Raw genomic sequence first — 18,190 nt, 5'->3', positions numbered from 1 at the left:
TCAATAAAATATTGTAAATATTACGTTTGAGCAATGACTCGGAAAGGAAATAATTATGTTACTAAATAAAACCTGGCAACGGCTGTTGAGCACAATACTGTTGCTGTGGAGCGTTGATGCACTGGCCTGGTGGAATGATGCGTGGCCCTATCGGTTGCCGTTAGGGGTGGATACCAGCACCGCAACAGGGGCAGGTATTTCCAGCAATCATCAGCAAATGACGGTACTGGTAAAACTGCACAGCGGAAATTTTCAGGATTTCTTTTTAGTTAATGAAGACCTTTCCGATATTCGCTTTGTTGGCGCAGATGATAAGACGCCATTAAAGCATCATGTGGAGTCGGTGGATTTTATTAATCAGCTGGCTTACATCTGGGTCAAATTGCCGGATGTGCAAGGGGCCATAAGTACCGGAAAATTCTGGATGTATTACGGCAATAATGCTGCTGCGAATAATACCGACAGCGGCGCTAGTTACGATAAAAATACCGCAGCGGTTTTTCATTTTAGTGAAGCTGCAGGGATGACTCATGATGCTTCGGCCTATGAAAATCATGCCAGCTCTTATAGTGGTGTGGTCGGTTCGGCCGGGGTTATTGCCGGTGATATTGCATTGGCTAACGGCACCAATATGCTTTTTAGCAACAGTCCATCACTGGCGGTAAGCGCTGAGCAAGGGATGACAATCAGTTTGTGGATGAAATCAGCGGGCAATCAGGTAGAGAGCTGGTTGTTGCATCGAGCAGATGGTGGTAATGAACTAGTGGTCGAACTGAATGGCAATAGTATTAGTGCGCGTTTGCGGTTGGAAGATGGCCAGCAAGTAGCCACTCCCGCAGTGGCAGCGATCAAGCACGGCAACTGGCAGTTTCTGAGTTTGACTCTGAATCCAGACAGCATGGTGTTGGCGCTGGATGGTGAAGAAGTTAGTCGCGCGGCGATGACATTGCAGGCGTTTAGCGGCTTTATGGCGCTGGGTTCGAGCCTGGATGGCGAACATGGATTTACCGGCAATGTCGACGAGTTGCGGATTGATAATATCGCTCGCAGCAATGAATGGCTGAAGCTGGTGTTGTCCAGCCAAAAATTAAATACGCCTTTATTAACTTACTCTGCCGCCGAGCAATTAGGGGCAGGTGGTGATAGCAGTAATTTTTTCACTGTTATTTTTACCAGCACCGATGTCAGTGGCTGGACGGTGATTGTGTTGTTGGGTGCAATGGCTTTGATGAGCTGGATTGTGATGGTTGGCAAAGTGCTGATGCTCAGCAGTGTCAAAAAAGATAATCTAAGTTTTATGCAAGGTTACCGGGCGCTAGGGAACAATGATCCGGGCATGCTGGATGTGCAGGATAGTCCGGATGATAAAAGTCTGGAAGACTCGCCTATTATTCAAGCCATATTTGGTGAACACGATCATTTTCAAAGTTCACCCCTCTATCGTGTTTATCACCGTGGCATTCAGTCAGTACACAGCCGTATCGGCCGCTCGGTCGGCGCGCAAAGTACTGGTTTGAGTGATGGTGCTATCAGCGCCATCAAGGCGGCCATTAATAGTCAAATGGTCACCGAGTTACAGCGACTGAACAGTCAAATGGTATTACTAACGATAGCAATTAGTGGCGGACCGTTCCTGGGGCTGTTCGGTACCGTGTTGGGCGTCATGATTACCTTTGCTGCTATTGCTGCAACCGGTGATGTCAATATTGCAGCGATTGCGCCGGGTGTGGCGGCAGCATTGTTAACCACTATCGTCGGTTTGATGGTCGCCATTCCAGCCATGTTTACTTACAACTGGTTGCAAACGCGGATTAAAGCCAATGTGGCAGAAATGCGAGTGTTTGGTGAAGAGTTTGTTACTCGCATTGCTGAATATTATGGCAACACTAAATAAACGGAGCAGCAAATCATGTTTGATGACGACGATAAAATTTATGACGAAGCCGATGTGACGCCGATGTTGGATTTATCCTATGTGTTACTGGTGATATTTATTATTTTAACCACTGCATCGGTTCAGGGTATTGAAGTGAACTTGCCACAGGCGAGTGATAAGCCAAGCCTGGCAGAGCCACAAACCAAAGCGGTGAGTATCACTCCCGATGGCAGTATTTTCCTCGATGCCTACCCGGTGACGCTGGAGCAACTGGAATCATTACTGCTGCAATATAAAGCCGTTAATCCTGAATTACCTGTAGTAGTGAAAGCCGATTCAAGTGTGCAGTATCAAAGCGTTGTTGATGTACTGGATGTATTAGGTCGAGTGGAGATCAACCAGCTTGGTTTGGTTACTCAAAAATTGGTTAAGTAAGACAGCAGAGTATTTGAATCCATGTTGCAAGTAGTAGTGCCATGTTGAAATTAACAAAAGAGTGGTGGCGATCAAAAGCAGGTCGTATGAGCTTGTTGCTTATCGCAGTGGTGTTTTTTATTGCTGTGGTTCTGCTGCTGAAGTCACTGTTGCCAGAGGCACCACCGGAACAAAAAAAACGGATTCAACAAATTACAGTGTTGGCGCCACCACCTCCGCCACCACCGCCACCTCCGGAAATAGAGAAACCCGAGTTAGAAGAAGAGATTATTGAACCGGAAATGGAAGAGTCTTTACCTGATGAAGGACCGGAGGAATCAGTTTCCGAAGATCTGGGCGTGGATGCTGATGGCTCAGCTGGTGGTGATGATTTTGGTTTGGTGGCCAAAAAAGGTGGCCGTGGATTACTCGGGGTGGTTATGCCGCCACTGTCAGGGCCGAAATTAATAAGGCGTTGGTGAAAGACGAGACGCTAAAGTTTTTAGCCTATGAAGCCATTGTCACAGTGTGGCTGACCGGGACGGGAGATTTTAGCAAAGTGGATATTGACCTGATTGAGGGCGGCGAGAAAGTAGCCGCAGAGCTGGATCGATTTTTTCAACAGTTGGGCGGTATTGGTAAATCCAAACCGCTGGAAGAAGAAAATAATCGATTTCGATTTCGCATCAGCTCAAAGATTTAGCAGACTGCTTGGTGAGAGCAATAAAACAAGATTAAAACATCGATTAAATTGATAGATAAACAGGTTTTTATTATGAAAATATACCGGTCATTGGCTGCAGCAGTCATTTTTTTTACAGGCCATCATTGCGCTTTGCAAGCTCAGGAGTTGACTACTACTGATCTGCTGAATTTATTAGTAGCAGAAAAAGTGATTTCTGAGGAAAAAGCGGTCGAGTTAATTGAAAAAATACAGCAGCGCCAACAGCGTGCTGTTACCCCGCCGGTCAGTGATGAACAGGCAGTGGCTGCCAGCAATAATTCTTCAGCCAATGTGGTGCGGGTGCCTTATGTACCGGCCTATGTAAAAGAAGAAATTCGCCGTGATGTTGAGCAAGGTGTGCGTACACAGGTGACAGAAGATGTGGTTGCACACGCTAAAACCGAGCGCTGGGGAATACCCAACGCCTTGCCGGCATGGGTGAATAAGATCTCTATTCAGGGTGATGCCCGTTTGCGCTACGAAGGTACATTTTTTGATGAGGAGAATCCCGCGCTGGTTTACTACGATCTGGCTGAGTCGAATGGTGCTGATGGCAGGATCAGTGCCGGTCGTGATGCCTTTATCAATACAACAGAAGATCGCAACCGGCTGCGAGGTCGTTTTCGGTTAAAAGTGAAAGCCAAAGTTACCGAGGGTATTGAAGCGGGATTACGTCTGGCAACCGGTAATACCAAAAACCCGGTATCCACTAATAAGTCACTGGGTAATTATGGTGAAAACTGGGAATCCAATTTTGATCAGGCGTATTTGCGCTATACCAGTATGGAAAAAAGTGTGATGTTAGTCGGCGGGCGCTTTGAAAATCCTTTTCTATCAACGCAGCTTGTGTGGGATAGCGATCTTAACTTTGATGGTGTGGCCGGCCGTTGGAATATTCTACGCAATAATGATTTGGGTTCGGAAGACCAACAGTGGGACCCTTTTATTACTATTGGCGCCTTCCCTCTGGGCGAAATTAACCAGGCGTTGTTTGCTGGTGAAGATAAACAGGCCAATGATGATAAATGGCTGTATGCCGCTCAAATCGGTACCCATTTTGACTGGTACAACCAAAGTCGTTTGTCGGTAGGTCTGGCGTATTATTACTACGATAATATTAGTGGTATTCGCAATGACCTAAACAGCGATCTATACGATGTTACTGCACCTGAATCCTTCCAGTTTGGTAACTGGGTCTACGATATAAAAAATGACAATGATCCCGATAGCGAATATTTTGCGCTTGCTTCGGAATATGAATTGTTGAATGCCACCATTGAATATGACTACGCCGGTTTTGCACCACATCATTTGTGGGTAACTGCCGACCTGGTTAAAAATCTCGCCTTTGATACCGATGAGCTTAATCGGATTGCGCCGCCATCGAATGTTTCACTGTCTGTTCCCGAGCGGGATATTGGTTATCAGTTTGGAATCGCGGTGGGTTGGCCCAGTCTCAATTTAAGAGGTAATTGGCGTGTGGCTCTGGATTACCGCCATTTGGAAGGTGATGCGGTGGTCGATGCTTTTGCTGATTCTGATTTTCTGCTCGGTGGTACCAATGCCAAAGGTTATATTTTGCGTTGGGATTATGCGCTTAAAGATAATACCTGGTTTACGATGCGGTTGTTAAGTGCGGATGAAATTGATGCTGCAACCCAGGATAACGTTGCTGTAGATACGGTACAAATGGATATCAATGCACGATTTTAATGAGGGCTAAGGCTATGTTGAGTAGACAGTTGTTTTTTTTCAAACCGGTTTTATCAGGAGCGCTATTGTTGTCTGCACTATTAGCCATGCCTAGCTGGGGGCAGGATGTTAACAAACAGGCACTGGAGCGTGCCCAGATGATGTTGAAAAAACTGAATGGCGAGAACCAGTCACTGCAGCAGCAATTAGTATCCATGCAGCAACAGTTGGAAGCCAGTGAGCAGGAACTCGCCGATGTAAAGCAAGATTCAGCGCGAGAGAAGAAAAAATTGCGCGGTAATCTGGATGAGTGGAAAGGTAGTCACGCCAGACTTAAGGACGCTTTGCAAACTACCAAAAGTGAATTAGTGCATGCGGGAACTACCATTAACAATTTAGTAGCTAACCTAGAGCGACAAACAGATAACTTCAATCTTTGTTATGCCAATAACAGCAAAATGTATGACATTAATATTGAGCTGTTGTCCTACTACAATAACAAGTCGGCATGGGATGCGGTGATGCAAAAAGAACCTGTTCTTGGACTTAAGGCCGTGAAAATGGAAAATATGGTGCAGGATTATCGCTACCGACTGGAAGACCTTAATCTTGATTTGATGGGTCATCAAATTCAGCCAGTCAGTTTGATGATGGAGGATAACGCTAATGGTCAATAAAAAGAATATTTCAGTGCGCTTACTGGAGTCTGATCTGCGACGCATAAAGGAGGTGTCCGGTAAACTGGGTATAAAGGATTCAGATTTGTTCCGATATGCAGTGAAAATGACACTGACACAATTAATGCCGCTGATGCGGCAAGATATAAAAGGTATTGATTTTCTGTTAGCTGTGCTGGATGCGGGCAGTGATTTGCTGAGGTATTTTGAATTCGATTCTCATATCCTCGACAGAATTGTTAATGAAGGTGTTGCTGCTGATAACCGGGTGGCGATGATGGATATTGAGTTGGTTTGTATGGCATCGATGAATGAACGTTATTTGATTACTCAATTACGTGAGCGAGGAGAAGACATAGCCGATGATGATATTTTGAGTTCCCTTAAGAGCTACTTGAAGAAGCAGTATTGTGTTTTCCGGGAAGAAGAAAATAGTGTGTATGCCTAGTGGACTATTTTTCTTTTAGCTTTTTCACATATTTTTGTAATTAAAATTGTATTTTTAATATTAAAAAAAGATTTTTAATGTATTTAAAATTTCATCATATTTTATAAAAATGTAATTTAATTTTCATTAAAGTACTATTTTTCTGCAACAAAAATCCTCTACATTCGGGTGTTCAATAATTATACTCCCGAGAGGATTTTCTCATGTATACCTTACCATTGCGTGTAACTTTTTTAACGTTTTTATTAATGCTTTCCTTTTCAGCTAATTCCAAATCCATTTGTTTGGGTTCGGGGGTTGGCTGTTTTAATAACTATCATGTCGATAAAAGTGCTAGTTTATATCGCTTGGCAGTGCTGCCTGGTTTATTGGCCAATAATGTGATCGAGCGACTGGACCTTAATTTGGATCTTACGGTACCTGGTTTGTTTGGCGATCAGTTATTTGGTACCGGTGATATTTATATCGATAGTGATTATTTTTACCAGAATATGATGAATGGACTGGTTTTTGATCAACAAGGCAGTGTTTATTTTGGCGATGCCAGGCCGCTTGATTTTGTTATGCCAGATTTTGCCGATTGGGATTTTAGTGAGGGTATAGGCTTCACTAATAATCATTTAATGGTTGATTATCTGATTACTGCCGACACTAGCCACATTATTCAACACTTTCACACTATGGGTAATATCTATGTGATGGATATAGCCGGCTCAATGGAAGTGCCATTACCTGCGGCGGGCTGGTTGTTTGCTTCGGCACTGACGGCAGTGATGTGGTTACGTAAGCGTCCAGTGTAAATCAAATACTTACCGGTGTTTTTGGTGATCTCAAGGCATTGTTTACCTGTATATAAATAATTGACCTGTTTTTTCATAGAAATTTTCTTAAAAGTTTCACTGTTTATTAATTTTGTCATCAGTCCGTAACGAAATTTCTATAGTGTTGCAATGAATAAAGCGTAGGGTGGCGATAGAAAATTCCTGACAAGTATTTTTCTGGCATATTTGGATGTTTGTATGTCCGGTGTTTTCCATCTTTGCCCGGCACCGATTACGCGAATGTATACCAATAACTACAGGCAAGGATTATTTGGTTTGTTACCCATGCTAAAAAAGATGAATAATAAAAAATATCTCTCATTACGCACTCCTTCGTTGCTGTTGCTCGGAGTAATGGTGTCGATGTTAGCCGGCTGTAGGGCGGTGGGGGTGAAAGCAATTGTAATTCCGCGTTAGTAACATCGGGTTGTAGTACTGACAGTGATAGTAGTGACGCTTCCAGTCAGATTCAGTCCGGGCAGTTTGTCGATAGCGCGGTAGCCAATATTTACTACCAAACAGAATCCCAGCAAGGTTTTACTAATGCAGATGGGTATTACGATTACGTGCGTGGTGAAATGGTCAGTTTTTCGATTGGTGGCATAGAGCTGCCACCCGTGCGGGCGCGTGGACTGGTTATGCCTAGAGACATGGTTGAGAGCAACGATGAAAATGATCCAGTAGCGGTAAGGATTGCACAGCTATTACTGACGCTGGACAGTGATGCCAATCCCAATAACGGTATTCAAATTCTTGCTGCCAGCCACAGCGCTGCGCAGGATATGTTTGTCAATTTTTACAGCGACACCTTTGCAGATGATGTAGCAAGTTTTGTGCTAAATAGCGGCGCAACTACCACCACTTTGGTTAGCGCTGATGCGGCAGTAGCGCATATGCGATCGGTTATTTCGCAGATTGGGTTGGATTTGGCGCCGGGTTCTAGTGGCGGCAATTCAAATGGCAATACAGACACGGACACGGATAACGATATTGATTTGGATCCAGGTACTGGGTCTGGCGATGGTACTGGGTCTGGCGATGGTTCGGGGTCTGGCGATGGTTCGGGGTCTGGCGATGGTTCGGGTCTGGCAGTGGTTCGGGGTCAGGTTCAGGTTCGGGCAGTGGTTCGGGCTCAGGTTCTGGCAGTGGTTCCGGCTCAGGCAGTGGATCAGGGTCAGGTGGCGGGTTTGATGGCGAGGAAGAAGAGCCTGAAGAGTCGGATGTGGATGGTGATGGTGTACCTGATACTGACGATGCGTTTCCCGTTGATCCGGGTGAACAAACTGATACCGATGGTGATGGCTATGGCGATAATGAAGATGATGCATTTCCTAATGATGCCAGCGAATATCAGGATAGTGATGGTGATGGTGTGGGCGACAATGAGGACAGGCCAGTGGCCAATGCCGGCGCTGATCAGGACAATCTAACGTTCAATACCACTGTGTTTTTAGATGGTTCGGCCAGTACCTCCAATGCTTCGGGCAATAGCAGCAACGGTGAAGTGCTGACTTATCTCTGGACGATAGTATCTACCCCTGAAGGTGCCGAAGCCACTACCTTAAATGATGCTGGTGATGCCGCAACGACTTCTTTCAATACCATGAACTTGAATGGTGATTACGTGCTATCGCTACGGGTGAATGACGGTAATGTTAGCAGCTCGGTGGATAATGTGGTGCTCACAGTTGCGGATTTGGCTGCCAATATTCGACCAGTCGCTAGAATTACGGCTACGCAAGCAGGTAATTCGACTGACCCGTTAACCATAGATGTTTTGACCCAGGTAAGTCTCTCCGGTGCTACCAGCACTGACCAGAACGGCGATACGCTAACGTATACCTGGAGTTATTTAATTAGTGACTCCACTTGTCTGCAAGAGGGCAGTAGTACCGCTCCAACCTTAAATAATAATGGTGACGGCACAGCAACATTTAGCGCCGGTGATACGGTATGTGGCGATGTGTTTATTAAGCTGCTAGTGGATGACGGTTCTGGAGCCGCCAATGCGACCCATGAAACCACCATCACTGTCATGATAGTAAAATCGTTGCCTCCTGCGGCGGGGATGATGGGAGCTGGATTAATATTGCTTATCTTACTTGCCTGGCGTAAAGGTCAATTAAAAATAGTGCAACCGTTGCGCAAATAAGAATAGAGCACATGTTAATGTGCATGGCTCTGTTAAGAATTAACTATTAAGTTACTGTCATACTCTAAAGCTGGCAACAACTGCGCTGTGGTCCGATAGCCGTTGCCAGCGTACGCCGCTAAGTACTTTTGCATCCAGTAATTGCAGGTTGCGAAAATAAATACGATCCATTCGAAACAGCGGCATGCGCGCGGGATATGTTTTGCCCGGTTTGCCCTGTGTTTCACTCAATGCTTCCCGTAAGCCAAATTGTTGTAGCTTGCGATGCAAGCTGAGATTCCAGTCGTTGAAATCACCGGCAATAAGCAGTGGTGAGTTCGCGGGAATTTTTTCGGTGATTAAATTGTGTAATTGTTGCAGTTGCTTACGGCGTTCGCTTTGTAGCAAGCCCAGGTGGATGCAAATGGCGTAGACGCCATTTTCTAATTGACAGCTTAGAATGCCGCGCTGTGAAAACCACCAGCGACTAATATCGTGGTTTTCTGATTCCAGTAGCGGCCATTTGCTTAATATGGCATTGCCATGATGACCGCGCTGGTATATCGCATTTTTTCCATAGGCGTGGTGTGGCCACACCTCGTCGGCAAGAAATTCAAACTGCGACGTGGCTACCCCCTCAACAACAGGTTGTGCGTCGAGGCGCTCACCAATGACTTCCTGCAGGAACAGTAAGTCAGCATTTAGCGCTCTCATCGCCTGGCGCAAATCATCAAGAATAAAGCGCAGGTTCATTGAACAAAATCCTTTGTGGATATTGTAAGTGCACACGCGCAACCTGGTAGTGGAAGCATCCATTATTTACATCCAATAACGTAGTATGCGTGGCACCCAGCCAAGCCAGAAAGAACGGCTTAGTATGGAAACATCGCGGCTGTTAATAAGCCGCGCATTGTCCATGTCTGATAGCAATAAGTTTTCCATGCGGGTAATTGATGCCGTTTGATCAAGTACCACATCCAATTCCAAATCATGATAAAAACTGCGGTGATTGAGATTGGTGCTGCCGATGACACAGTGTTGGTCCACGAGTATCACTTTGGCGTGTAATACGCCATGCTCATATTGATAAATTTTTACTCCCAGCTTTAATAGATCGGCGTAGTAACTAGAGGTAAGTAATGGGAATAACGCCACATCGGATCGCCCGGCCACAATTAATCGGACATCAATATTTTTATTACGTGCTGCTTTTATAGCTCTAAGAATAGCGCCTGATGGTGAGAAGTAGGCGCTGCAAATCCATATGCGTTGCTGCGCGTTGCGGATTCTAGCGATTAAATTGCGATTGCGTAGCCAGCGCAGGCGAAAAGATAGATTGCTGCAGCTGTATTTAAAGTCAGTCAAGCCGCGGATAGCCTCTTCACCTTGCCATACCCGATCAAAATTAATCTGCAATTGTGTGATTGGCCGCCCGGATACGCAAACGCCGTAATCGCGCCAAGGTAATCGCGCGCCAAGATGGTCATCGCTGAGATTAAAGTTGCCACACCAGGCTGTATGGTTATCAATCACCATAAATTTTCGATGGTCGCGGCGATTGACGACGTTAATAAAATGCCAGAACTTACTGATCCAGCTGCCGTGACGCAGTGACCAGCGATAACTATCCCAGTACCAGGGGAGAGGGTGGTAAATACGAAATTCAGCGCCAGCGCCGGTTAATAATTCTCCCAGCGTATCGGCTGAACGGGAGGAGCCGATACCATCTACCAGGACACGTACGGTGACACCGCGCTGAGCGGCGCGTTGTAAGTGATCGACAAAACGTTTACCAATAACATCCAGTTCAAAAATATAGATCGCCAGTTCAATGGATTGGCTGGCTTGGTTAATTCCCGCCAGCATACTGTCGAAGTGCTCGCGGGCAGAGTCAAAAATAGTCTCGGTTTGCCAACTATTACTAGACTGCTTCGATGCTGCTGGCGTTGTTGTCATGGGGCTATTCTATTAACAATAGAGCGTTCAGAAAAGCTATGGCTGGTGCTGTATCATCGGTCATCTCGCTAAAGCCTGCAAGCAATTGCGGGGCAGTACCGATGCTCCATGATTAAAATCAGTTTTAGGGTGCTGCGTTGGCGCGGGCGATTAACCCTGTTAGAACTTTGGCCCCGTTGTTATTTAATCTATGTTAGCAGCGTAAGCCGAGAATAAATTAGCATAAGGCCAATTTATTTGCGACTGTTGGGTCGCGGTGACATTGTTGTGCTGAGCGCTTAGACTAAAGGTGGTAATTATGTTGGCGAGAATGTTTGCCTGGGTCTGTCGGTGAAGTCGCATAGCCGTTTACATTTCTGCTCATGGAATTAGAGGTCAAGACTATAATGACATTGTTCATAGGGTTAGCTCACTATTATTATCGCTGGGTAGCATGGTTATGAAAACGCTTTATGTTTTATCTCTAATGGCTTGTTTGGTACTAAGCGCTTGTAGTGACTTGTCGCCACCACAGGCTCTGGGTACGCTGGAGCGGGATCGTATTTTGCTTAAGACCACGGCGGCTGAAATTATCGTAGCGGCACCGGTAGCGGAGGGTAGCAATGTCAGCGCCGGCACCTTGTTAGTGCAGTTGGATGATCGTCGGCAGCAAGCAAAGGTATCGCAGGCCAAGGCCGAAGTCGCGCATGCGGCTGCCGTATTGGAAGAGCGACGTAACGGCGCCCGACCGGAAGATATAGCCGCGGCCAAAGCACGGCTGGATGGCGCACGGGCAACCTTGTCACAAACTGAAAAAAATTATCGGCGAGCAGTGACTCTGGTGGAACAAAAGCTGGCGTCACAGGTTGAGCTTGATCGCGCCACAGCGGAGCGGGATTCAGCCAGTGCGGGCCTGGAAAATGCGAATGAACAATTATTGGTATTGACCAATGGTACCCGTCAGGAAGAATTGGACCAGGCCGAAGCAAGCTATCACGCGGCACTTGCCAAACTCGAACAGGAGATTCTGACACTGGATGAATTAAGCATTGAAGCGACTCGTGATGGTTATCTGGATAGCTTGCCCTGGCATATTGGTGAGCGGGTACCAGCAGGTTCTACCGTAGCGGCGCTGTTAGCGAATCAAGCACCTTATGCCCGCGTGTATGTACCGGAACCCTATCGGGCGCGATTGCATATTGGCGACACCTTATCCGTGCGCGTTGACGGCATTGATCAAACCTTTAGCGGTAGCTTGCGCTGGATTGCCAGAGACCCGGCCTTCACACCGTATTACGCCTTGAATGCCGAAGAACGATCGCGATTGGTGTATTTGGCCGAGGTCGATATTGTGGATGGTAATGACCTGCCCAGTGGGACTCCCGCACAAGTATTACTTCCTGAGGCAGCACAGGAGTGAGTGAGGCAGCCATTGTCACGCAGGATTTGACCTTGCGCTTTGGAGACTTAACGGCGGTAGATCATCTCAACCTGACAGTGCCCAAAGCGTCAATCTATGGCTTTTTGGGGCCTAACGGTTGCGGTAAATCGACAACCATTCGTATGCTCTGTGGGTTATTAACGCCCAGTGAAGGTAGCGCCACAGTGTTGGGATTAAATGTTCCCGAGCAATCTGAAATATTGAAGCGACAGATTGGTTATATGACTCAAAAGTTTTCGCTCTACGATGATTTAACCGTGGCGGAAAACCTGCAATTTATGGGGGAAATTTTTGGGCTTGAATCGCGGCCATTAAAATCCCGTATCCAAGAGTTATTAGGCCAATATTCATTGCATCCCATGAGGCAGCAACGGGTGGGTAGCATGAGCGGTGGCCAACGCCAGCGACTGGCATTGGCTGCAGCGACACTACATAAGCCATCATTATTATTTTTAGATGAACCTACGTCTGCGGTTGACCCGGAAAATCGTCGTGATTTTTGGGAAAAATTATTTGATCTCTGTGATCAGGGCGTCACTATTTTAGTATCAACCCATTACATGGATGAAGCAGAGCGTTGCCATCAGTTGGCCATTCTTGATCGCGGACAAATGCGCACGGAAGGTTCACCAGCGCAATTAATGGATGATCTGCCCGCGCATGTCATAGAAGTGGATGCCAACAATCTACGGGCTATTAAAACGCGTGTGCTAGCACTACCTGATGTGCTTTCAGCGGCGCAGCAAGGCTTGCGCTTGCGGGTGTTGGTCGATAAAAAAGAACCCGACCCCATGTCGTTACTACAGCAAGTGCTGGGCAAAGATGCGCATTGTCATCCGGTCAGGCCCAGTCTCGAAGATGTGTTTGTGACCGTAACCGGCGGGGAAAAACTGTGATCTCGTTGCGCCGAATCCAGTCCATTGTCAGCAAAGAATTCAAACAGCTGCGACGTGATCGAATCAGTTTTGGCATGATTATAATGATTCCGCTGGTCGAGTTACTGCTGTTCGGTTATGCCATTAATACAGATGTGCGGGAAATTCCTGTTGGCGTAGTCGACATGAGCCAGAGCACGGTGGCGCGGGTGATTACCGAGGCGGTAAAGGCGACCCAAGTAGTTAACGTAGCCGCTACCTATGCTACGCCAAAAGAGGCGGAGATGGCGATTGTCGCGGGTGAAATTCGAGCGGCGTTAGTGCTGCCGGTTAATCTAACGCAGCGTATCAGTCGCGGTGAAACAGTGGGGCAGTGGTTAGTGGATGGATCAGACACCATGATCAGTGCTGCCCTGTTGCAATTGCAACAAATGCCATTGAATGCAGTACTTATCGATCCGGGTTTACCGTATGCGCAGCGGGTAGCTACGTTTGATGTGGCCTTATTTTTTAATCCGGAAAGACGGTCAGCAGTCAATATAGTGCCAGGAATAACCGCCATTATCTTAACCATGACCATGATTTTATTTACCGCTGTTGCCATCGTCCGGGAAAAAGAACGCGGTAATATGGAATTACTCATAACCACACCTATTCGCCCCATTGAATTAATGGTAGGAAAAATATTTCCGTATATTTTTGTCGGCCTGATTCAGGTTGCGATAATACTAGGCTTGGGACGGGTGATTTTTGACGTGCCAATCAATGGTGGCTTGATTGATATTTTCCTGGCGACTTTGTTGTTTATCTCTGCCAGCCTTACCCTTGGCTTAATTATTTCAACGATTGCCACTACCCAGCTACAGGCCATGCAAATGACTGTATTTATATTATTGCCATCGATATTGCTGAGCGGTTTTATGTTCCCCTATGAGGCCATGCCAATCATAGCTCAATACATTTCAGAGGCATTGCCGGCAACACATTTTATGCGCATGATCCGCGGCATTGTATTACGCGGCGCAGAAATTCAAGCCTTGGTGTTCGATAGCCTGTGGCTGGGTGGGTTTACTGTGGTGGGGCTAATGGTAGCGTCCTATCGATTTAATAAGACATTAGATTAATCGCGATAAACCAAATAACTAAGGTTGAAACCTAAGCAGTTGATGATACCAACAAGCGCAAGTGTGATTGTTTATACGGTATAAGTAAAAATCAGAAAAAGCAGACCCTTTCTCTATAAGTCGGATTATAAGTGCTCAGTTTGTTTTTACCTTTCAAATCAGAAGCTTAAAATTAGGTGTTGGGAGATTTTTGGCATCTTATACCGACTCGTCTCGTATAAGTGCATATAGCCCATTTAATTAGGACGCGTCGGTTGAATTAATTGCAATTGCGGGTATTATGCTTTCACAATAAAAATCAAAGGCTTAGGGAGGGCATGGCTGTGCTAATGGAAAGACATATACCGACTGGTCAGCAATTACCTCTGTTTTTACAACTTATACCGACCGGTCTGTGTAAAAATACTTATACCGACTGGTCGATATAATAAGCGTTAACACTCTTATGAATATGGCGCGTAACTAACAGTAGTAATATATTCAAAATCGTAAAGGCTTAATTATTGAAGCTATCATATATAGTATCGAATTTTCTAGTTAACGGGCACGAAACACTCACAGGAATTGGGTGCTTATGGAAACGGATAACCAAATAATAAACTCAATCACAAGGAAAGAGACTATGAAAAAGGTTATCGCGTTATTTTTTGCATCATTATTAGCAGTATCATTTGTACAGGCCCATTCTGGGGGTACAGATAAAGATGGCTGTCATGCAGGATCAAAGCCTTACCACTGCCATTAAGTAGTTTTATATCTGGGTCTAAGGCAGCAATGTGCCAGGCCCAGTGTTAACAAGGCTATCAAAAATCGTTCCGGCCAAAAATACGGCCTCCACTGGACGCGCTAAAGCGCGCCTTTTATAGCGGCGTTATATTTTATGAAGATTGAGGCCTACGAAAAAAACTGTTCCGGTGATTTCATCGTCGAAGATGGAAATTGTATGCTTTGCTGCTTACCTGAAATGGAAGCTCCGGAGTTAATGGAATCGGATGATCTTAGTTGTTATTTTAAGAGACAACCAAGAACAGAAGCTGAGGTAGGCCAAGCAATCGAAGCTATTAATGTTAGTTGTTGTGAGGCAGTAGTATATGTGGGTAACGACCGAAGTATTATTCGCAGAATCTTAGATCGCCAATATGAAGGTCTCGACACCGTGCCAAATGCCAAAATTGTTGATGTTTGGCTAATGCGCCTTAAGCGTATGTTTAAACTGAGTGCCAAATGAAATATAACAATTTTGTCCATTTGACGTTTTGGTCTACGCTCTGTTTTGGGGTGGCTGCGCCACTTTACCCCAAAACTCCACTACAACCAAAACGCAAATGACAAAGGCGTTCTGTGTCCACGGAGTATGAATGACGAAGGTATTATTCCTCTGTAGCAAGAATAAACTTAGGAGCCCGACGGCTGAAGCAATATTCGGCGATATTGAGGGGTGGGAGGTTTATTCCGCAGGCATCAGCAATGACGCCGAGGTGCATGTAAGTCTCGAAGATATTGAGTGGGCAGACTATATCTTTGTCATGGAGAAAGCACATAAAAAGAAACTATCCGGTAAATTTGGCTCGGCAATAAATAACCAATCCGTCATATCACTGGATATCCCAGATAACTATGAGTACATGGATAAAGAACTAATCAAAATACTTAAAGCGAAGGTTCCAGGTCTTGTACACTAACCAACACAGAACAAGTTTAGGCAATCGGAAAACTTACTGCGCCTTCGGCTCCGTAATTTTCCGTTGCTAAAGGCGTTATAACGCTACCAGCGTTTGTTCCTAAGATATAGATTTCAGAGGGTTAGTATGTCGATATTGGATTTATTCAGAGGTATGAACGCAGCAGAAATTGAAGAGCTGTTTGGCAGCCTCGATGACGCGCTAGATGAATATTTTGGTGAGCACGGTGAGCGTCGACGTTTTATCCAAGCTTGCAGAAAACTTTCGCATCATGATATCGCGATCATTCAAAATGTAATGACAAGTACAGATCAGGACACGGACTACGATTTGCTTGCTGATGAAATTGAAAATCCCTTGAGAGCGGCAGATGCAATCTTAATGTTGGAAAGAGAGCTGGAGAAGACGGAAGAGGAAGGCTTGCTTAAATTTCTCTTAGCCATAGTAAAAAGGGATAAGGTTTCAACTAAGTTGAGCCGAGCGCGTTTTTTTGACTGGGAGCACCCATTATTAGTAAATGAAAATACTCCTACCGAATTTATTGAATTTCTATGGGATGAGAATTGTAACGGTAAGTATAAGCAATTAGAGAATTACGAAATGATCAGGGAAGTAGCAAGGCATCCTAGCTGCTCTACCAGAATATTAAAGGTAAATAATACTGGACAGGCACTGACCAATAATAAAAAAACTGACCTCAATCCTCATCTGTAAAAAACACCGAATTTCTACACCGAGTAGCTAACCCGGTCAGAGATCACAGTACAAACACAGCCCCAACCAAAAAACCCTGTTTTTCAGCCAATAATACTGGACAGGCACTGACCAATAATTAAAAAACTGACCTCCATTCTTATCTAAAAAAAATACCGGATTTCTACACCAAGTTGTTAACCTGGTCAGAAATTCCAGTACAAACACAGCCCCAACCACAAATCCCTGTTTTTCAGCAGCCGTTATCCCTGAGCCATAACGCTCATCAATATCACTAGTGACCTGGTTGGGAGATTAGGCGGTTTTTTTAACGCGCTGCCGTTTTTTAGCAAAACGTTTGTGATAGATTTTCTCAAAGGCCGTGGCATTGATCAGCCAGGTTTTCCGCTCTATGCCTAACCGTTCGAGTATCGGTGGCAAGTGCAGGGCAATAGCCCCGCGCTTGTCATCGCAGATGGCTCTGCCGGTAAAATCAACTAAGGTCAGGTAATCATCCAGGCTGAAGAGTAAGCCCTGTTGTGTATTGAGGGTGATATTGCCCTCAAATGGCAGCAGCGGTTTGAGGGGAACATTAAAGGTATTGAGCTGCTGTGAGGCGAGCAGCTCGCTAATGGATTCTGCGAGGTTTAGCGATGGGCTGATTCGCTCTTTAATACTGGTATGCTCTGATTCCTCTGGGGTGGGCGCCATTGCTGCGCGTATTGGGTTGAGATCCACATAGGTCATACAACTCAGCAGTGCTTCTTGCGTTAACAAAGCTTGCGAGTGGTAACGGGCTTCCCAGAAGTGGCCTCGGCAACCATCCTCTTTATTGGCCATGCGGGCGATGGGCTCGTTAAGGCATTTCATAAACCAGCTAATATCCCCTAACCGCTGGCGATAGGTGTGAATAATCTCGTTCACTGTCTGTCGTTCCGCGTCATCAAGCCATACCCCCTTGCTGTATTGTTGAATCAGCAAAGGTCCTTTAAATAGACTGGTCCAGCGTTCCACGACTTCCTGATGGGTCCAATCATCCACCCCTTCAGGAGAAAGCTTAACGACCAGATGCAAGTGATTGGACATCACCGCATAAGCAGCAATATCAATGGCAAATATCGAACTGAGTAAATGAATCCGCTGTTCGATAAAGAGCCTGCGGTGGGAGTAATCCGCTCCTGTGGCATGATCAACCCCGCACAGAAACGAGCGGCGCACACAGCGTGAAGTAATATGATAGAAGGGAGTGTCATCGACACAGATGAGTGATTTTCTGGGAAGTGTCATCGTAATTCCTTTTACGAAGTATGTGCAGTGACGATAAAGCGGTGTTATTGTTTTGTCAATGTTGAGTGCCTGTCCTCGTGATTCTCGAGTGCCTGTCCTCGTGATTCCTGGTAATTCCTTTTACGAAGTATGTGCGCTGACGTTAAAGCGGTGTTATTGTTTTGTCAATGTTGAGTGCCTGTCCTCGTGATTCTGTCTCGCTCGTGATTCTCGTGCGTGATTCTTGATTCAAAGATCCTGATAATCATTTGTGGGAAGTAGTGTGGAATCCACAATTTTTACCAGAGGAATAAGGCATAACAAAGTGATGCAGCGGTAGCTGAATGAATCTACAATATTTCATCGATTGTTTTAATAGTTTTGGGTAACT

19 protein-coding genes are annotated in these 18,190 nt (G+C 45.6%); 16 read left to right on the top strand and 3 right to left on the bottom strand.

Annotated elements, in window-relative coordinates; all coding sequences use genetic code 11:
- The first annotated feature begins 55 nt into the window (after window positions 1-55).
- The 9 genes from UNITIG_RS09540 (at window position 56) to UNITIG_RS23075 (ending at window position 8,804) form a co-directional block, all read left to right on the top strand.
- The gene (locus tag UNITIG_RS09540; RefSeq protein WP_101758173.1) at window positions 56-1,894 is read left to right on the top strand and encodes a DUF2341 domain-containing protein; all 1,839 of its coding nucleotides are present in this window, start codon (window positions 56-58) and stop codon (window positions 1,892-1,894) included.
- Between the two features lie 15 nt (window positions 1,895-1,909).
- A complete protein-coding gene (locus UNITIG_RS09535; RefSeq protein WP_200821249.1) occupies window positions 1,910-2,311 on the top strand; it encodes a biopolymer transporter ExbD in 402 nt (133 codons plus the stop codon).
- A 41-nt stretch (window positions 2,312-2,352) separates the two neighbouring features.
- Entirely contained in the window at window positions 2,353-2,772 is a 420-nt protein-coding gene (locus tag UNITIG_RS09530) for a hypothetical protein (protein WP_101758171.1), read from the top strand.
- Window positions 2,769-2,993 (top strand): hypothetical protein, encoded by a 225-nt coding sequence (locus tag UNITIG_RS09525; RefSeq protein WP_101758170.1) that lies wholly within the window; start codon window positions 2,769-2,771, stop codon window positions 2,991-2,993. Before UNITIG_RS09530 ends, UNITIG_RS09525 begins: the two co-directional genes overlap by 4 nt.
- A gap of 72 nt (window positions 2,994-3,065) precedes the next feature.
- The gene (locus tag UNITIG_RS09520) at window positions 3,066-4,727 is read left to right on the top strand and encodes a putative porin (RefSeq protein ID WP_101758169.1); all 1,662 of its coding nucleotides are present in this window, start codon (window positions 3,066-3,068) and stop codon (window positions 4,725-4,727) included.
- Window positions 4,728-4,795: 68 nt separating this feature from the next.
- Window positions 4,796-5,383, top strand: a complete 588-nt coding sequence (locus UNITIG_RS09515; RefSeq protein WP_145999139.1) for a hypothetical protein — start codon at window positions 4,796-4,798, stop codon at window positions 5,381-5,383.
- Window positions 5,373-5,831, top strand: a complete 459-nt coding sequence (locus tag UNITIG_RS09510) for a hypothetical protein (protein ID WP_101758167.1) — start codon at window positions 5,373-5,375, stop codon at window positions 5,829-5,831. Before UNITIG_RS09515 ends, UNITIG_RS09510 begins: the two co-directional genes overlap by 11 nt.
- A gap of 203 nt (window positions 5,832-6,034) precedes the next feature.
- Entirely contained in the window at window positions 6,035-6,631 is a 597-nt protein-coding gene (locus UNITIG_RS09505; protein ID WP_101758166.1) for a hypothetical protein, read from the top strand.
- Window positions 6,632-7,874: 1,243 nt separating this feature from the next.
- Window positions 7,875-8,804 carry a hypothetical protein gene (locus UNITIG_RS23075; RefSeq protein WP_159931132.1) on the top strand — a complete coding sequence of 310 codons (930 nt, stop codon included), beginning with the start codon at window positions 7,875-7,877 and terminating at the stop codon, window positions 8,802-8,804.
- A gap of 57 nt (window positions 8,805-8,861) precedes the next feature.
- On the opposite strand, the gene UNITIG_RS09495 is transcribed toward UNITIG_RS23075, so the two are convergent.
- Together UNITIG_RS09495 and UNITIG_RS09490 are read right to left on the bottom strand one after the other, a co-directional pair.
- Window positions 8,862-9,599, bottom strand: coding sequence for an endonuclease/exonuclease/phosphatase family protein (locus UNITIG_RS09495; protein ID WP_101758165.1), 738 nt, complete (start codon window positions 9,597-9,599; stop codon window positions 8,862-8,864).
- A gap of 3 nt (window positions 9,600-9,602) precedes the next feature.
- A complete protein-coding gene (locus UNITIG_RS09490; RefSeq protein ID WP_101758164.1) occupies window positions 9,603-10,739 on the bottom strand; it encodes a phosphatidylserine/phosphatidylglycerophosphate/cardiolipin synthase family protein in 1,137 nt (378 codons plus the stop codon).
- Between the two features lie 439 nt (window positions 10,740-11,178).
- On the opposite strand from UNITIG_RS09490, the gene UNITIG_RS09485 reads away from it, so the two are divergent.
- The 7 genes from UNITIG_RS09485 to UNITIG_RS09455 all read left to right on the top strand — a co-directional run bounded on the left by UNITIG_RS09485 (window position 11,179) and on the right by UNITIG_RS09455 (window position 16,554).
- Entirely contained in the window at window positions 11,179-12,138 is a 960-nt protein-coding gene (locus tag UNITIG_RS09485; RefSeq protein ID WP_101758163.1) for an HlyD family secretion protein, read from the top strand.
- Window positions 12,135-13,055: an ABC transporter ATP-binding protein gene (locus UNITIG_RS09480; protein ID WP_101758162.1), complete on the top strand. Its 921-nt coding sequence runs from the start codon at window positions 12,135-12,137 to the stop codon at window positions 13,053-13,055. The genes UNITIG_RS09485 and UNITIG_RS09480 overlap by 4 nt, the downstream gene beginning before the upstream one ends.
- Window positions 13,052-14,158, top strand: coding sequence for an ABC transporter permease (locus tag UNITIG_RS09475; protein ID WP_101758161.1), 1,107 nt, complete (start codon window positions 13,052-13,054; stop codon window positions 14,156-14,158). Before UNITIG_RS09480 ends, UNITIG_RS09475 begins: the two co-directional genes overlap by 4 nt.
- 574 nt (window positions 14,159-14,732) lie before the next feature.
- A complete protein-coding gene (locus UNITIG_RS25295) occupies window positions 14,733-14,903 on the top strand; it encodes a YHYH domain-containing protein (RefSeq protein ID WP_369809157.1) in 171 nt (56 codons plus the stop codon).
- Between the two features lie 135 nt (window positions 14,904-15,038).
- On the top strand, window positions 15,039-15,386 hold the full coding sequence (locus UNITIG_RS09465) for a ferredoxin (protein WP_101758159.1): 348 nt from the start codon (window positions 15,039-15,041) through the stop codon (window positions 15,384-15,386).
- 130 nt (window positions 15,387-15,516) lie between these two features.
- Complete coding sequence (locus UNITIG_RS09460; protein ID WP_101758158.1) at window positions 15,517-15,840, top strand: low molecular weight protein tyrosine phosphatase family protein; 324 nt, start codon at window positions 15,517-15,519, stop codon at window positions 15,838-15,840.
- 153 nt (window positions 15,841-15,993) lie between these two features.
- The gene (locus UNITIG_RS09455; protein WP_145999138.1) at window positions 15,994-16,554 is read left to right on the top strand and encodes a hypothetical protein; all 561 of its coding nucleotides are present in this window, start codon (window positions 15,994-15,996) and stop codon (window positions 16,552-16,554) included.
- A 294-nt stretch (window positions 16,555-16,848) separates the two neighbouring features.
- On the opposite strand, the gene UNITIG_RS09450 is transcribed toward UNITIG_RS09455, so the two are convergent.
- On the bottom strand, window positions 16,849-17,820 hold the full coding sequence (locus UNITIG_RS09450) for a transposase (protein WP_101758156.1): 972 nt from the start codon (window positions 17,818-17,820) through the stop codon (window positions 16,849-16,851).
- Between the last annotated feature and the right edge of the window lie 370 nt (window positions 17,821-18,190).

This window comes from Oceanicoccus sp. KOV_DT_Chl (assembly GCF_900120175.1).
GTDB lineage: Bacteria > Pseudomonadota > Gammaproteobacteria > Pseudomonadales > Dasaniaceae > Oceanicoccus.
The sequence above is the reverse complement of the archived record's forward strand: the minus strand, read 5'-3'. Positions and strand labels throughout refer to the sequence as shown.

What these genes read in the sequence shown, in the direction of transcription:
- UNITIG_RS09535 (WP_200821249.1), top strand. Translation starts at nt 1,910, where the DNA reads ATGTTTGATGACGACGATAAAATTTATGACGAAGCCGATGTGACGCCG.
- UNITIG_RS09465 (WP_101758159.1), top strand. Translation starts at nt 15,039, where the DNA reads ATGAAGATTGAGGCCTACGAAAAAAACTGTTCCGGTGATTTCATCGTC.
- UNITIG_RS09460 (WP_101758158.1), top strand. Translation starts at nt 15,517, where the DNA reads ATGACGAAGGTATTATTCCTCTGTAGCAAGAATAAACTTAGGAGCCCG.
- UNITIG_RS09540 (WP_101758173.1), top strand. Translation starts at nt 56, where the DNA reads ATGTTACTAAATAAAACCTGGCAACGGCTGTTGAGCACAATACTGTTG.
- UNITIG_RS09455 (WP_145999138.1), top strand. Translation starts at nt 15,994, where the DNA reads ATGAACGCAGCAGAAATTGAAGAGCTGTTTGGCAGCCTCGATGACGCG.
- UNITIG_RS09485 (WP_101758163.1), top strand. Translation starts at nt 11,179, where the DNA reads ATGAAAACGCTTTATGTTTTATCTCTAATGGCTTGTTTGGTACTAAGC.
- UNITIG_RS09495 (WP_101758165.1), bottom strand. Translation starts at nt 9,599, where the DNA reads ATGGATGCTTCCACTACCAGGTTGCGCGTGTGCACTTACAATATCCAC.
- UNITIG_RS09490 (WP_101758164.1), bottom strand. Translation starts at nt 10,739, where the DNA reads ATGACAACAACGCCAGCAGCATCGAAGCAGTCTAGTAATAGTTGGCAA.
- UNITIG_RS09505 (WP_101758166.1), top strand. Translation starts at nt 6,035, where the DNA reads ATGTATACCTTACCATTGCGTGTAACTTTTTTAACGTTTTTATTAATG.
- UNITIG_RS25295 (WP_369809157.1), top strand. Translation starts at nt 14,733, where the DNA reads ATGGAAACGGATAACCAAATAATAAACTCAATCACAAGGAAAGAGACT.
- UNITIG_RS09450 (WP_101758156.1), bottom strand. Translation starts at nt 17,820, where the DNA reads ATGACACTTCCCAGAAAATCACTCATCTGTGTCGATGACACTCCCTTC.
- UNITIG_RS09530 (WP_101758171.1), top strand. Translation starts at nt 2,353, where the DNA reads ATGTTGAAATTAACAAAAGAGTGGTGGCGATCAAAAGCAGGTCGTATG.
- UNITIG_RS09520 (WP_101758169.1), top strand. Translation starts at nt 3,066, where the DNA reads ATGAAAATATACCGGTCATTGGCTGCAGCAGTCATTTTTTTTACAGGC.
- UNITIG_RS09510 (WP_101758167.1), top strand. Translation starts at nt 5,373, where the DNA reads ATGGTCAATAAAAAGAATATTTCAGTGCGCTTACTGGAGTCTGATCTG.